This is a genomic window from Sorangium sp. So ce375 (assembly GCF_051473855.1).
Taxonomy (GTDB): Bacteria; Myxococcota_A; Polyangia; order Polyangiales; family Polyangiaceae; genus Sorangium.
On sequence record NZ_CP150335.1, the window covers coordinates 3,947,833 to 3,960,688 of the forward strand.

Here is a 12,856-nt window from a genome sequence, read left to right on the forward strand (position 1 = left end):
ACGCCTGCTCACTACACAAATTGTGCTTTCTTCGGATGAGGTCGGAATTCAGCGATCGACGTCGGCGCGCCTCGCGGTCACGCCGCGCTGCGCGCTGCCGCCGCTGTCCTCGGCGGTATTCACGGCCTGCCCGGCGGCGTCGGCGTCGGGCTCGGACGGGGCCGAGGGCGGTCGCAGGGGCCGCTCGCCCGGCTCTTCGTCGAGGGGGGCCATCTTGCAGGAGCCGTCGAACTGCACGCCGCGATCGATGAAGATGGCGGGCGCGTGAAGGGCGCCGGTCACCTTGGAGGGAGCGTAGAGCTCGATGGCGTCGCGGGCGCGGATGCTCGCCTGGACCTCGCCGCCCGTGACGATGCACGTGACGACGTGGATCTCCCCGATCACGAGCGCGCCTTCGCCGATCACGAGCACGTCCTCGCCGCGGATCTCGCCGCGGAAGCTGCCGTCGATGCGCACGCGGCCCTCGAAGAAGAGCTTGCCTTCGAAGTGCGTACCGCGGCCGAGGAGGGCGTTGATCTCGGTGGGCCGGTGGCCCCCCGCGTCGTCGCCGCGGGGGCTTCCTGGGGATCGCGGCGAGAGGGGCGAATCCCTGTCGCCCGGGAAGGACATCGGCTCCATCGCCTGCTGGCTTACTTCAGGCATCGTCACATTCGCAACGGGGGTGCGCGTCAGCGGCGTAACGGGCGCGCGGTGGTGGCCTTATATATTCAACGATTTCCACTGCTTGTGTTTATTTTACGGCGGGGTACGTTTTCTGCAGAGGGGCGGACCGAGCAGGTGTCCCGGCGGGCTGACCACCGGGGGGCGCGCGGGGCGCAGGCGGAGGTCTGGCCGAGCGCGAGGTGGAGCGTGAGGGTCCGAAGCGACCAGGAGAGGGAGTGGAGATGACGTTCCGATCGTTGCTTGTGGCTGCCGGTGTCCTGGGCAGCATCTCGGTGGCGTCCGCGCAGACGCCGCCCGCGCCGCCGCCAGCTCCGCCGGCCGATCCCACGCCCCTCCAGCCGTCCGAGCGACCGACCGCCACGACGCCGGCCGCCCCCGGCGCTCCCGCTGCTGCGCCCGGCGCGCCCGGCGCTCCCGCCGCGGCTCCCGGCGCTCCCGCCGCTGCACCGGGCGTGGCTGCTGCGCCCGCCGCCGCTCCGCTCGCGGAGCCAGCGCCCCCCGCGCAGCCGGAGCCTCCGGCAGCGCCGCCGCCTGCCGCGGAGACACCGCGGCCCGACGCAGCGGCCTCCCCGGTGGTGCAGTGGAATCAGGCCACCGCGGCCGACGCCGTGCAGGAGGAGGACGAGGAGACGACCCTGCGCTGGCGCGGGACGACGTTCACCTGGAACCAGGCCGGCAGCACGACCCTCTTCGGCGTCGGCGGCGAGCACACGCCGGACATGCAGGTCTACGGCTGGGACTTCACGCTGCGGCCGAGCTACTACGTGCTCGATCGCCCCAAGGACAAGGTGTCCCTGTCTGCCGAGATCGGCTGGCTCGTCGAGCTCACGAACAGCGACACCACGGCGGACTACCGGGAGACGCAGCTCAAGGACATGGCGCTCGGCGCCCAGTACAAGCGCGAGCTCTGGCAGAGCGGCGGTGTGGACAAAGGCGAGTACAAGACGGACGCGGCCATGCGGCTGCGCGTGACCCTGCCGACCTCGCCGATGAGCTGGAACTCTGGCAGGTACTTCACGCTGGCGTTCGGTCCGCAGGTCACCCAGAAGATCAAGCTGCTCGGATCGAAGGCAGACGGGCTCAACAGCGTGACGGCGACGCTCGGCGTGAACTACGCTCACCTGTTCGCGGGGTCGTACACGGCGGAGGGCGGCAGCGGGCGACTCCGGATGGCCCCGAGCGGGGAGGTCGCGCTCGATTATCAGCTGACCGGGAGGTCCATGGCCACGGATCGGTTGACCACGAGCCTCGCGATCGACCTGCCGCTCTACAAAGACCTCTCCCTGGCGACGAGCTTCGGGCTGCTCAGCGACTTCAAGCACGAGTTCGAAGGGGGATGCGCCTACATCGAGACCGGCTGCGCTCCTTACGAGGGCTCCAAGGGGCCCACGTACATCCCCCAGACGGCCTTCGATGTCAGCTTGAGCTACCCGGTCTACGAGGTCGTCGATCTCGCGCTCGGGTACAACAACACCAACCTGCAGCTCGGCTTCAATGGCGAGCGCAGGAATTTCTTCTACAGCCCTGACGCTCAGTTCTATCTCGACATCACCGCCAACCTCGACGTCATCTACTCGAAGGTGACGGGCCGCGGGAAGAAGGCCGAGAAGGCGGGCATCGCGCGCGCTTCGAGCCGGCAGGAGCTCTGACGCGCGCGAGCCAGCCCGGCTCTCCAGGGACCCTCACGCGCGCCCGCGGCTCTCGCCGGTGGTCAGCCCACCGGCGATGAGGTGCGCGGCGCGCAGGGGCTCGGGGAGGCGGCCGTTCACCGAGAGCCGCGCGATCAGCGCGCTCGCGTCGTCCAGCGAGATGCCGGCGCGCTGCACGTACACGCCCGCTACCGGCTCCATCGGGCCGGCGCGCTCGATGAGCGCCCACTTGCGGCGCCCTCCCCGGACGCGCGAGAGCAGCGCGTCGCGGATCGCGTCGAGGTCCGGGAGGCGCCGAGCCACCACAACGACCGGCAGGGCGAGGGCGTCGCGCAGCGCCGCGAGATCGACGACGTTGAAGCCCGCCACCGCGATGCCCTGGAGCAGGACCACCTGCGCCTGGGCATAGAAGCGGGAGCCGCGGATCATCGCGGCGATCGCGGGCGTGGCGTTCCGCCCGTCGCGCCTCGCGCGGCCGGAGAGGACGCCCTCGAGGCGCAGCCCCGCGAAGACGGTCCCGACGATCTGCACGTCGCCGCGGTGATCGCGGGCGAACGGCGCGTCGTCGACGCCGATGACGTGGGAGAATCGGGGAGCGCGAGCCGGCACGCGCCTAGCTTAACGCGCTGCCGTCTTTTCCAGGCCAGGCGCTCGTGCTGTACTTGGTCGCGTGCGACCTCCCCGGCATCTCGCGCTGAGCCTCTCGCTGGCCCTCGGCCTCGCCTCGCCGCTCGCCCTCGCGCAGAGCGCCACCGCCCGGCCGGCCCCCAAGGAGGCGGCGGCGCCGGGGAAGGCCGCCCCGCAGAGGCCGGCGGTCACCCAGCCGTCCGGCGGCGGCGCCGGCGCACCGCAGGCCCCACGGAAGCGCGCGCGCAAGCCGAAGAAGAAAGAGGCACAGCAGAGCCTCGCCGGGCGGCCGGTCGCCACCTTTCCCGGCTTCCGGATGCTCCCGGCCGGAGGCTCGCGCGTGTTCGTGCAGATCCACGGCGGCAAGGTCGACGTCGCCGAGTCGAAGGCCGCGGGGCGCCTCGTCTACCGGCTGAAGGGCGCAGCGGCGATCCAGACGAACCGCTTCCCGCTCGTCACGTCGTTCTTCGCGACCCCGGTGACCCAGGTGCAGCTCGTCGACCAGGGCAACGATCTCGACATGGTGATCGACCTGCGCTCCCAGATCGACGCGACCTACCGCGTGATCGAGACCGATCAGGGGATGGTGCTCCAGGTCGACTTCCCCTCGTTCGTCCCCGAGCAGCGCGCCGCGCCGCCCGCAGAGGCGGCGCGAAAGCGCTCGGACCGCCGCACGATCTCGCGAGAGCCCGGGGGCGACGAGGACAGCCCGGATCTCTAGAGCGGCGGTCACCCGCGTCGGATACGGGCCCATCTCGACGTTTTCGGTGCTCAGCGCACCGGAGTGCGCTTCCGCGCCGAAAACGCCGATCTGGGCCCGTCTCCTGTGCGGGTGACCGCCGCTCTGCTCTGCATGTAGCAGAGGCGGAAACCGCTCTAGAGCGGGGCGACCGCCGCTCGCTGGGCCCGCTCTCCGGGCGGGCCCTGGTCCGCCGCCGAGGCCGGCTCGCCCATCGCGGCCGCGGCCAACGTGACGAGGACCATCCACAGGAGATCGGCGAGCAGGAGGTGGACGAGCTGCATCCACACCGGCGCGAGCAAGAGCAGGTTGAGGAGCCCCGCGCCGATCTGCAGCAGCACGAGCCCTCCGGTCGCCGTCGAGAGCCGCGCGACGAGCGGCGAGGGGCGCCGGGCAGCGACAGCGCCGCGGGCGAAGAGCAGGTAGACGCCCACGGCCGCCGCCACGGTCGGGTGCAGCACGCGCAGCTGCACCAGGAAGTGCGCCGCGGGCGAGAAGTCCTGCGCGAGGCCCTCGCGGAGCGAGCCCGCCGTGAAGAGCGTGTCGCCGAGCGCGGCGATGGCCCCCGTCACGCCCACCGCGAGGACCCCGGCGATCCCGACGCCGAGCAGCGCGCCCGTCACCCCCTGGCCGCGCAAGCGCACGCGCTGCCCCCCGCGCGCCCAGTAGAGGGTGCAGGTCATGGCGCCCACCAGCAGGAACGTGTTGATGAGGTGCACGGCCATCCAGAGCGCCCGGGCCGCCGACGCGTCGTGGGCGACGTACTCGAGCAGGACGATCCCGGCGCCGACCGCCGCCTCGGTGATCATGAACAGCATCGACGCGGCCGCTCCGCCGCGCACCGGGTGGCCCGACGGATAGGCGACGAAGGCCCAGACGAGCTGCAGCGCGACGAGCAAGAACGCGATGCCCGAGGTGGCGCGGTGCGTGAACTCGATGAACGTCGCCGCGCTCGGAGAACGTGGGATGACGTCGCCGTTGCACGTCGGCCAGTGGCTGCCGCAGCCGGCCCCCGAGCCGGTCGCGCGCACGAACGCGCCCCACAGGATCACGCCGAGCGTGAAGGTCAGCGCGAGCGCCGCGAGCTTCCAGAACCGCGCCTGAGTCATGCGGGGGTCCTTACCGCGAAACCAGCGCGATGGCAGCCCGCGCCGCAACGGCGATGCCCGGGCAACTCCTGCCATTCCGGCGCGACCTCCGGCGCGGCCGCGCGCGCGACCGGCGGCGAGGCGGCGTCCGCTGCAGCGCGATCTCGTTGCGCCCGGCCCCGGCCGAAGGGAGGATGTGCCCGTGCCGAACAGCGAGGAACTCCGAAGCGCTCCGCTCTCCGTGCCGATCGAGCTCCAGAGCGGTCGACCGGCCAGGATCGTGGTCGCGGACGACGACCGCCTCGCGCGGCAGATGCTGGCGAACATCCTTCAGAAGGCCGGCTTCCAGGTCGAGGCGGTCGACGACGGTCAGGAGGCGATCGAGCTGATCGGACGGGGAGGGGTCGATCTCGTGCTCCTCGACATCGTGATGCCCCGGCTCACCGGCCTCGAGGCGTGCCGGCTGCTCAAGAGCATGACCATGGAGTCGTTCCTCCCCGTCGTGCTCGTCACCGTGAAGAGCGACACGGCGAACCGGGTCGAGGGGCTCAAGATCGGCGCCGACGACTACGTGTGCAAGCCGTTCGAGGAGGAGGAGCTCCTCGCGCGGGTCGGGGCGATGCTGCGGATCAAGCGGCTGCACGATCAGGTCGCGGCGCAGCGCGCCTACCTGGAGCAGCTCTCCATCCACGACGAGATGACGGGGCTCTACAACTACAGGTACCTCTTCACGCGGCTCAACGAGGAGTTCAAGCGCGCGGAGCGCTACCACGAGCCGTTCGCCTGCGTGCTCGTCGACATCGATCGGCTGAAGGCGATGAACGACACCGGGGGGCGCACGCTCGGCGACGCCGTGATCCGGCGCGTGGCCGACGGGATCCGCCGCTCGGTCCGGGAGGTGGACGTCGTCGCGCGCTACGGCGGCGAGGAGTTCCTCATCGTCCTGCCGAGCACCCACTTCGCCGGGTCGCTGACGGTGGCCGAGCGGATCTGGCGCGAGGCCTCCGGCAACCCGGTCGAGTTCGGCGGAGAGATGAGGCCGTGCAGCGTGTCGATCGGCGTCTCGCTCTACCCCTCGCGCGACGTCCGCTCGAAGGACGCGCTGATCCGCGCCGCGGAGAGCGCGCTCAACCAGGCGAAGCGCGAGGGGGGCAACCGGATCTGCGTGTTCCAGCAGCACGGTCAGATCTACACGCCGACGGCGGCCGGCGAGCCGCAGCCTCCGCCCTCACCAGGGAAGCTCCGGCGCTCCAGCGATCCCGCGTTCGCCGCGACGCACGCCGCCACCGACGAGCCGAGGGAGCCGCAGACACGCCGGGGCGCCGATCTCCCGAGCTTCCCCTCACGCAAGCCGCTCTAGCACCGCCCCGCAGCTCCGCCTCGTGAACGCCGCAGATCGCGCCCGCATCCTCCTCGTCGACGACGAGCCGGCCCTGCGCCGCGGCCTGGCGCGCGCGCTCGTGCGCGACTTCGACGTCCTCACCGCGGAGGACGGCCCCGCGGCGCTCGGGCTGCTCGCGACGACCCGCGTCGAGGCGGTGCTGCTCGATCTCGCGATGCCGCGCATGAGCGGCGCCGAGGTGCTCGATCGCATCCGGGCGACGTATCCCGACGTCGAGGTCGTCGTGATGGCCGGCCATGCCGACCTCGACGCCGCGATCGCGGCCGTGCGCGCCGGCGCGTACGGGTTCGTGACGAAGCCCGTCGACGCGGAGGCCGCGGTCTCGATCGCGATCGAGCGCGCGATCGAGCGCCGGCGGCTCGAGAGCCGCGCGCGGGCCCTCGAGGAGCGCGTCGGCGAGCACGAGCAGCTCGGCGAGGTGATCACGAGCTCCTCCGCGATGCAGGACGCCTACCGGAAGGCGCTCGGCGTGGCGGCCGTCGGCGCGCCCCTCCTGCTGACGGGCGAGCGCGGGACGGGCAAGGAGCTCGTCGCGCGCGCCGTCCACCGGCGCGGTCCGCGCGCCGGGCGGCCGTTCGTCGCCGTCGACTGCAGCGCGCTGCCGGGGTCGCGCGCCGAGGACGAGCTCTTCGGCGAGGGCCGCGAGGCGCCGCCGGACGGGCGCGCCCGCGGGGGCCTGATCGAGGCGGCGGACAAGGGCACGCTGTTCCTCGACGAGGTCTCGGCGCTGCCGCTCCCGGCTCAGGCCAAGCTGCTCCGGGTCCTCACGCACGGCGAGATCCCGGGCGCGGGCGGCGAGCCGCGACGCGTCGACGTGCGCGTCATCGCGTCGACCTGCGCCGACCTCCGCGAGCTCGCCTCCGCCGGCCAGTTCCGGGACGATCTCGCGTACCGCCTCGGCGTCATCGTCGTCGAGCTGCCGCCGCTCCGCCGGCGCAGGGAGGACGTCGCGCTGCTCGCGAGCCACTTCCTGAACCGGTGCGCGCGCAGGCACGGGCGCGACGTGAACCGGATCGGCCCCGAGGCGGCGCGCCTCCTGCGCGAGCACACCTGGCCGGGCAACGCGCGCGAGCTCGAGAGCGCGATCGAGCACGCCGTGATCTCCGCGCGCGGCGAGGCGATCCTGCCCGCGGATCTGCCGCCCTCGGTGTCCGGCCGCCCCGGACCGCCGCTTCGCCCTCCGAAGGACGCGCTCGTCTTGCCGGCCGAGCTCTGCGAGCTCCCCTACGCGGAGGCCAAGGAGCGGGCCGTCGACGCGTTCGATGAGATCTACGTCGGGCGCCTGCTGGAGCGCACGGGCAACAACCTCAGCGAGGCGGCGCGGCAGGCGGGGATGGATCGCTCGAACTTCCGGAGGCTCAAGAAGAAGGTCGCGTCGCGGGGAGACGAGGCGGCAGAGGGGGAGACCGACGGGGCACCGCCGGGCAAGGGCGGCGCGGGCTGACGCGCGCGGGCGGCGCGAGGCGCACGTCGCGCAAGCGCGCGGCCGGCTCGTGCTAGGGTGCGCCGAAAATGGCCCGACGCGCTGCACGAGGTGCCCTTGCTGCCGCCGCCGTTTCCCTCGCGGTCCGGCTCGCGCCGCTCCCTGCTGCCGCCGCGGACACCCGCGGGGCTCCCGGGCGAGCGGCGGTCGTCCACGATCTCCCCGGCGTCCTCGCGCTCGCCGATCGCAATCACCCGAACGTCGCCGTGGCCCGCGCGAAGCTCGATCAGGTGCGCGCGCAGCTCGACGAGGCCCGGTACGCCCCGTTCTCGCAGTTCAAGCTGACAGGCGGCGTTGCGCTCGCGCCGACCGTCCGCGGCAACAACGTCTTCAGCCCGAACACCGACGTCTCGCTCACCTCGAGCCTCGGGGTCGGCTGGCGCGTGAACATCGACGGCGTCGTGCCGCTCTGGACGTTCGGAAAGATCACGAACCTCTGGGATGCCGCCGAGGCGAACGTCCGCGTGAACCAGGCGAGCGTCGAGAAGGAGCGGGACGCGGTGCGGCTCGACGTCCGCAAGGCCTACTTCGGCCTCCAGCTCGCGCGCGACTCGCGGAGCCTGCTCGTCGACGTGCGGGCCGAGATGGACAAGGCGCTCCGGCGCCTGGAGGAGCAGGTCGAGCGCGAGGAGGGCGACCCGATCGAGCTGCTGAAGCTCCAGACCTTCGGGGCCGAGCTCGAGGCGCGCGGGGCCGATGTCGACAAGTACATCTCGGTCGCGCTGGCGGGGCTGCGCTTCTACACGGGCATCGCGGATCTCGACATCCCCGACGTCCCGATCCGCCCGCCGAAGCACCGGCTCGGGCACGTCAGCCGTTACCTGACCGCGGCGCGCCTGTACCGGCCGGAGCTCGCGCAGGCGCGCGCCGGCTTCGACGCGAGGTCCGCGCAGGTGCGGCTCGCGCGCGCGCAGCTGTTCCCCGACATCGGCATCGCCCTTCAGCTCGGGGTGAGCGCCGCCCCGGAGGTCGCGGATCAGCTGAACCCGTTCACCAGCGACCCCGGCAACTACTTCCACTACAGCGCCGCGCTCGCGCTCCAGTGGAAGCTCGACCTCTTGCCGCAATCGGCGCGCATCCGCTTCGCCGAGGCGCAGCTCGAGGAGATGGCCGCGACGCAGCGCTTCGCCATGGGCGGGGTCGCGACCGAGGTCGAGACCGCCTATGCCGAGGTCGTGGAGGCCCAGCGGCGGCTCGACGCCTACACGAAGGCGGCCAAGTACGGGAAGCGCTGGCTCGTGATGGTTCAGCAAGGGATCGATGTCGGGACGATGGCGGAAAAGGACCTCATCGATCCGGCCAAAGCGTATGCCACGAACCGATTTAACCAGCTGAACGCGACGATGGATCTCGACATGGCGATGTCGCGCCTCGCGAAGGCGACCGGCTGGGACGCGATCGCGCCCGACGGCACCTGAGCGAGGGGGGCGGCCGCGCTGAGCGAGGCGCCGCCGCGCTCCGCTCCGCGTTCCCCGCGCGTCACCCCGGCTTGAACGCGACCGTCCTTGGCACTACGGTGGCGCGCCAGCATGGGAGCCGACGACGAGAGGGCGCTGCACAAGGTGGCTTTGGCGGCGAACGGTGGGGCGGCGCTGCGCGCCGTCGGCGATCCGCGCGGCGCCTCCGCGGGCTCCAGCATCGCCTTCTACGTCCTGCTCGCCGCGTCGGCCCTCGCCATCGTCGGCACTCTCCACTTCGTCGCCTACGTCGTGCCGACCGAGGCCTCGATGGGGATCGTGCAGAAGATCTTCTACTTCCACGCCCCCGCCGGGTACGCGATGTACATCGGCGCGGCCGTCTGCTTCATCGGCTCCGCCGGCTACCTCGCGCGCGGCACGCAGCGCTGGGATTCGCTGGCGAAGGCCGGCGCCGAGGTCGCCGTGGCGATGGGCCTGATCGTGCTCGTCACCGGTCCGCTGTGGGCCGCCAAGGCGTGGGGCGTGTACTGGACGTGGGATCCGCGCCTCACGACGTCGCTGCTCAGCGTGCTTATCTACATCGCCTATGTCGTGCTCCGCACCTTCACGGGCGACAGCGACGCCGAGCGCAAGTTCGCCGCGGCCCTGGGCGTCCTCGGAGCGGCCAACCTGCCGATCATCCATTATTCGGTGAAGATGTGGGGCGGTAACCACCCCACGGTCATCACGGGCAAGGGCGGCGGCCTCGGGCACCCTGACATGAAGATGGCGCTCGGCCTCGGCTTTCTCTCGTTCACCCTGCTCACCCTCGCGCTCGTGTGGGCGCGCTATCGCGTCGATCTCGCGTCCGCGCGGCTCGCGGAGCTCGAGCAAGAGGCCCTCGAAGCCGGCATCGGAGAGGACTGACAACATGAAAGCCCAACATTCCTTGTTCTCCCATGCGGCGTTGCAGCAGCCGACGACCACCACGTCGGACGACCGGGCGCAGGCGTTCCGCCCCGTTCAGGGCGGGAACGAGATGCAGAGCGGGGAGAAGCTCCTGGTCGAGGCGTACGCCGCGATCTGGCTCATCCTCTTCGCGCTGGTCTTCCTCTCCTGGCGCCGGCAGAAGCAGATCGACCGCCGCATCGACGCGCTCGAGGCCGCCCTGAAGAAGGCGCGGGCCGGCGCGGGGCAGGGGGCGAGCTGATGCCGAACCTCGGGGAGATGACCCCGCAGCACGCGCTCTACATCCCCGTGGTGCTGATGCTTGGGTTGATCGTCGGCTACATTCTGGGCAGCCGCGCCGTGCGCGCCGAGCTCGAGCGACGCAGGCGCAGAATGAAGGAGTGACGGGGGCGCAGGCCCTCGTCCCGCGTAGCTGGCGGGCCCGGTGAGCGCCGTCCCCGCCCCACTAGCCGGAGGTCACAAGGTGGTCGATTTCTCTGTGAGCGAAGAGCACAAGGCTCTCATCGATACGGCGCGTCGTTTCACGAAGGAGCGCATCCTCCCGATCGCGGCCGAGTGCGATCAGAAATCGTACTTCCCGATGGACGTCTTCGTGGAAGGCTGGAACATCGGCCTCGTCAACCCGACGTGCCCGGCCGAGTACGGCGGCCCGGGGATGGGTGAGCTCGAGAACGCCCTCCTCGCCGAGGAGCTCTCGTACGGGTGCACCGGCATCCAGACGAGCTTCCTCGCGAACGGCCTCGCGCTCACCCCCATCAAGCTCGCGGGCAACGAGGATCAGAAGAAGAAGTACCTCGGCATGCTCACCGCCGAGCCGATCATGGCGAGCTACTGTACGAGCGAGCCGGACGCGGGCAGCGACGTCGCGGGGCTCAAGACCCGGTTCACGAAGCACGGCGACGACTACGTGCTCAACGGGCAGAAGTGCTGGATCACGAACGCGAGCTACGCGCGCTACTACGTGATCTTCGCGACCTCGAACCCGGAGCTGCGGCACAAGGGGATCGCGGCGTTCATCGTCGACCGCGACACGCCCGGCCTCCGCGTCGGAAAGAAGGAGGACAAGCTCGGCCAGCGGGCGAGCGACACCGCTCAGGTGTTCCTCGAGGACGTGAAGGTGCCGAAGGAGAACCTGCTCGCGCCCGAGGGTCAGGGCTTCAAGCTCGCCATGGAGACCTTCAACCAGACGCGCCCCGACATCGGCGCGGCCGCGACCGGCCTGATGCGGCGCTGCGTCGACGAGTGCGTGGCCTACGCCAAGGAGCGCAAGACCTTCGGCCAGCCGATCGGCAACCACCAGCTCATCCAGTGGATGCTCGCGGAGATGGCCATCCGCGTGGAGGGGACGCGGCTGCTCTACCAGAAGGCCGCGTGGAACCTCGATCACGGGGTGCGCGACCCGATCGTATCGAGCTTCGCGAAGGCCTACGGCGCCGACAGCGCCATGCAGACGGCCGTGGACGCCGTGCAGGTGTTCGGCGGCAACGGCTACGTGAAGGAGTACCCCGTCGAGAAGATGATGCGCGACGCGAAGGTCCTCCAGATCTACGAGGGCACGAGCCAGATCCAGCGCCTCGTCATCGCGCGCCAGCTGCTGGCGTAGCGTGGTGCTGGCGTAGCGTGGTGCTGGCCGCGAGGCGCGGCCAGCGCGTCACGTCTGCGGGTGCCAGATCAGCGTCAGCTCGGGGCCGAGCGTGAGGGCGAGGCCCTCGGCGGGGACCATCACGCGGCGGACCTTCTGGCCCCCGTACCTCGTCCCGTTCGTCGAGCAGAGATCGAGGGCCATGATCTCCGTGCCGTCCCGCAGGAGCAGCAGGTGGGTCCGCGAGATGTGCGTGCTCAGGACGGCGCGCAGGCCGCGGTCCAGGCAGTTGTCCGCGCGCCCGAGCAGCACGCCGTCGTCGAGCGCTTGCTGGGGCAGCTCGACCGCGGCGCTGCGCTCGCTCGACTGCAGCGTGAGCCGCACGTACCCGCTCTTCGCCCGCGGGGCCACCATCTCCTCGATGTGCGAGACGGGGCGGACCGACGTGATGTGCGAGATCTCTCCGCGGGCGAAGCGATGGCTTGTCGTGATGCCCTCGGTCGCCACCTGAGGCGTGCCGCCCTCGCCGCCGGGCTTGTTCGCGATGCTATCGAGGCCGCGCGGCGGCTCGCTCATCCCGCACGAGCTCACCTCGAGCGCCCTCGACGAGGCGCGCGGCCCGACCGGGAGCCCGCCGACCACGTGCTTGCCGATGCGCACGAGCAGCGGGCCGGCGACCACGATCGACCGCCGCGGCACGTCGTCGTCCACGAAGAAGGGGATCGTGGTCTGCAGATCCATGAGCCGCAGGCCGAAGCCGCCGTCGGGGAGGTTGCAGCAGGTGGCGACCAGGTGCCGCACGCACACGTCGTCGCCCGAGGCGAACTTCATGTCGCAGCGCGGGTGCGAGCCGAAGACCGCATAAGCGCCGCTGCTCGCGGGCAGGTCCAGCCACGCGACGTCACCGCCCGACACGCGGAACAGCCGATACCCCTCGCTCATCGGCGATTCGGGGGGGTTCAGCGCCATCACCGCTTCGGCGGTGGAGAGGGCGCGCCGCATCGTGGCGACGTCGATCCGCGGTTCTACCGTCATCGCGCGCTCCACGAACGGCGCGAGGTCGCGCGCTCCGCGGGCCGCGTCGGACCGCCGAGCTCGAGCGTGAACGGCGGAGTCGCTGCGCGGGCCTCCGGCAGAGCCGCGGCAGGAGCGAGCGTGGTGGATGACAGACAGCAGCAAGGCCTCATGCGGTCGAGCCGAATCCTACCGGAATTTTTCGTCTGGGGCTCTTTCGCTGCGCGCCCTGAATCTGCTGCG

13 protein-coding genes are annotated in these 12,856 nt (G+C 71.4%); 9 read left to right on the forward strand and 4 right to left on the reverse strand.

The window, feature by feature from the left end:
• Window positions 1–48: 48 nt before the first annotated feature.
• The gene (locus tag WME90_RS14785; protein ID WP_437281752.1) at window positions 49–642 is read right to left on the reverse strand and encodes a bactofilin family protein; all 594 of its coding nucleotides are present in this window, start codon (window positions 640–642) and stop codon (window positions 49–51) included.
• A 242-nt stretch (window positions 643–884) separates the two neighbouring features.
• Between WME90_RS14785 and WME90_RS14790 the strand changes: the two genes are divergently transcribed.
• Window positions 885–2,312: a hypothetical protein gene (locus tag WME90_RS14790; protein WP_437281753.1), complete on the forward strand. Its 1,428-nt coding sequence runs from the start codon at window positions 885–887 to the stop codon at window positions 2,310–2,312.
• Window positions 2,313–2,345: 33 nt separating this feature from the next.
• Here the strand turns inward: WME90_RS14790 and WME90_RS14795 are convergent, their stop codons facing one another.
• Entirely contained in the window at window positions 2,346–2,921 is a 576-nt protein-coding gene (locus tag WME90_RS14795; protein WP_437281754.1) for a DUF99 family protein, read from the reverse strand.
• Between the two features lie 61 nt (window positions 2,922–2,982).
• Between WME90_RS14795 and WME90_RS14800 the strand changes: the two genes are divergently transcribed.
• A complete protein-coding gene (locus WME90_RS14800) occupies window positions 2,983–3,660 on the forward strand; it encodes an AMIN domain-containing protein (RefSeq protein ID WP_437281755.1) in 678 nt (225 codons plus the stop codon).
• A gap of 155 nt (window positions 3,661–3,815) precedes the next feature.
• Here the strand turns inward: WME90_RS14800 and WME90_RS14805 are convergent, their stop codons facing one another.
• The gene (locus tag WME90_RS14805) at window positions 3,816–4,787 is read right to left on the reverse strand and encodes a COX15/CtaA family protein (protein WP_437281756.1); all 972 of its coding nucleotides are present in this window, start codon (window positions 4,785–4,787) and stop codon (window positions 3,816–3,818) included.
• Between the two features lie 181 nt (window positions 4,788–4,968).
• On the opposite strand from WME90_RS14805, the gene WME90_RS14810 reads away from it, so the two are divergent.
• The 7 genes from WME90_RS14810 to WME90_RS14840 all read left to right on the forward strand — a co-directional run bounded on the left by WME90_RS14810 (window position 4,969) and on the right by WME90_RS14840 (window position 11,620).
• Complete coding sequence (locus WME90_RS14810) at window positions 4,969–6,126, forward strand: diguanylate cyclase (protein WP_437281757.1); 1,158 nt, start codon at window positions 4,969–4,971, stop codon at window positions 6,124–6,126.
• Between the two features lie 22 nt (window positions 6,127–6,148).
• The gene (locus WME90_RS14815; protein ID WP_437281758.1) at window positions 6,149–7,612 is read left to right on the forward strand and encodes a sigma-54-dependent transcriptional regulator; all 1,464 of its coding nucleotides are present in this window, start codon (window positions 6,149–6,151) and stop codon (window positions 7,610–7,612) included.
• Between the two features lie 68 nt (window positions 7,613–7,680).
• A complete protein-coding gene (locus tag WME90_RS14820; RefSeq protein WP_437281759.1) occupies window positions 7,681–9,069 on the forward strand; it encodes a TolC family protein in 1,389 nt (462 codons plus the stop codon).
• Window positions 9,070–9,180: 111 nt separating this feature from the next.
• Window positions 9,181–9,975 carry a cytochrome c biogenesis protein gene (locus tag WME90_RS14825; RefSeq protein WP_437281760.1) on the forward strand — a complete coding sequence of 265 codons (795 nt, stop codon included), beginning with the start codon at window positions 9,181–9,183 and terminating at the stop codon, window positions 9,973–9,975.
• Window positions 9,976–9,979: 4 nt separating this feature from the next.
• Window positions 9,980–10,258, forward strand: a complete 279-nt coding sequence (locus WME90_RS14830) for a CcmD family protein (protein ID WP_437281761.1) — start codon at window positions 9,980–9,982, stop codon at window positions 10,256–10,258.
• Window positions 10,258–10,401, forward strand: a complete 144-nt coding sequence (locus WME90_RS14835; RefSeq protein ID WP_012235483.1) for a hypothetical protein — start codon at window positions 10,258–10,260, stop codon at window positions 10,399–10,401. The genes WME90_RS14830 and WME90_RS14835 overlap by 1 nt, the downstream gene beginning before the upstream one ends.
• Before the next feature lie 79 nt (window positions 10,402–10,480).
• The gene (locus WME90_RS14840; RefSeq protein WP_437281762.1) at window positions 10,481–11,620 is read left to right on the forward strand and encodes an acyl-CoA dehydrogenase family protein; all 1,140 of its coding nucleotides are present in this window, start codon (window positions 10,481–10,483) and stop codon (window positions 11,618–11,620) included.
• A 48-nt stretch (window positions 11,621–11,668) separates the two neighbouring features.
• Here the strand turns inward: WME90_RS14840 and WME90_RS14845 are convergent, their stop codons facing one another.
• On the reverse strand, window positions 11,669–12,634 hold the full coding sequence (locus WME90_RS14845; protein WP_437281763.1) for an FHA domain-containing protein: 966 nt from the start codon (window positions 12,632–12,634) through the stop codon (window positions 11,669–11,671).
• Window positions 12,635–12,856 lie beyond the last annotated feature (222 nt).

Coding starts and splice junctions, on each gene's coding strand:
- WME90_RS14830 (WP_437281761.1), top strand. CDS start 9,980: ATGAAAGCCCAACATTCCTTGTTCTCCCATGCGGCGTTGCAGCAGCCG.
- WME90_RS14835 (WP_012235483.1), top strand. CDS start 10,258: ATGCCGAACCTCGGGGAGATGACCCCGCAGCACGCGCTCTACATCCCC.
- WME90_RS14825 (WP_437281760.1), top strand. CDS start 9,181: ATGGGAGCCGACGACGAGAGGGCGCTGCACAAGGTGGCTTTGGCGGCG.
- WME90_RS14845 (WP_437281763.1), bottom strand. CDS start 12,634: ATGACGGTAGAACCGCGGATCGACGTCGCCACGATGCGGCGCGCCCTC.
- WME90_RS14785 (WP_437281752.1), bottom strand. CDS start 642: ATGCCTGAAGTAAGCCAGCAGGCGATGGAGCCGATGTCCTTCCCGGGC.
- WME90_RS14790 (WP_437281753.1), top strand. CDS start 885: ATGACGTTCCGATCGTTGCTTGTGGCTGCCGGTGTCCTGGGCAGCATC.
- WME90_RS14805 (WP_437281756.1), bottom strand. CDS start 4,787: ATGACTCAGGCGCGGTTCTGGAAGCTCGCGGCGCTCGCGCTGACCTTC.
- WME90_RS14820 (WP_437281759.1), top strand. CDS start 7,681: ATGGCCCGACGCGCTGCACGAGGTGCCCTTGCTGCCGCCGCCGTTTCC.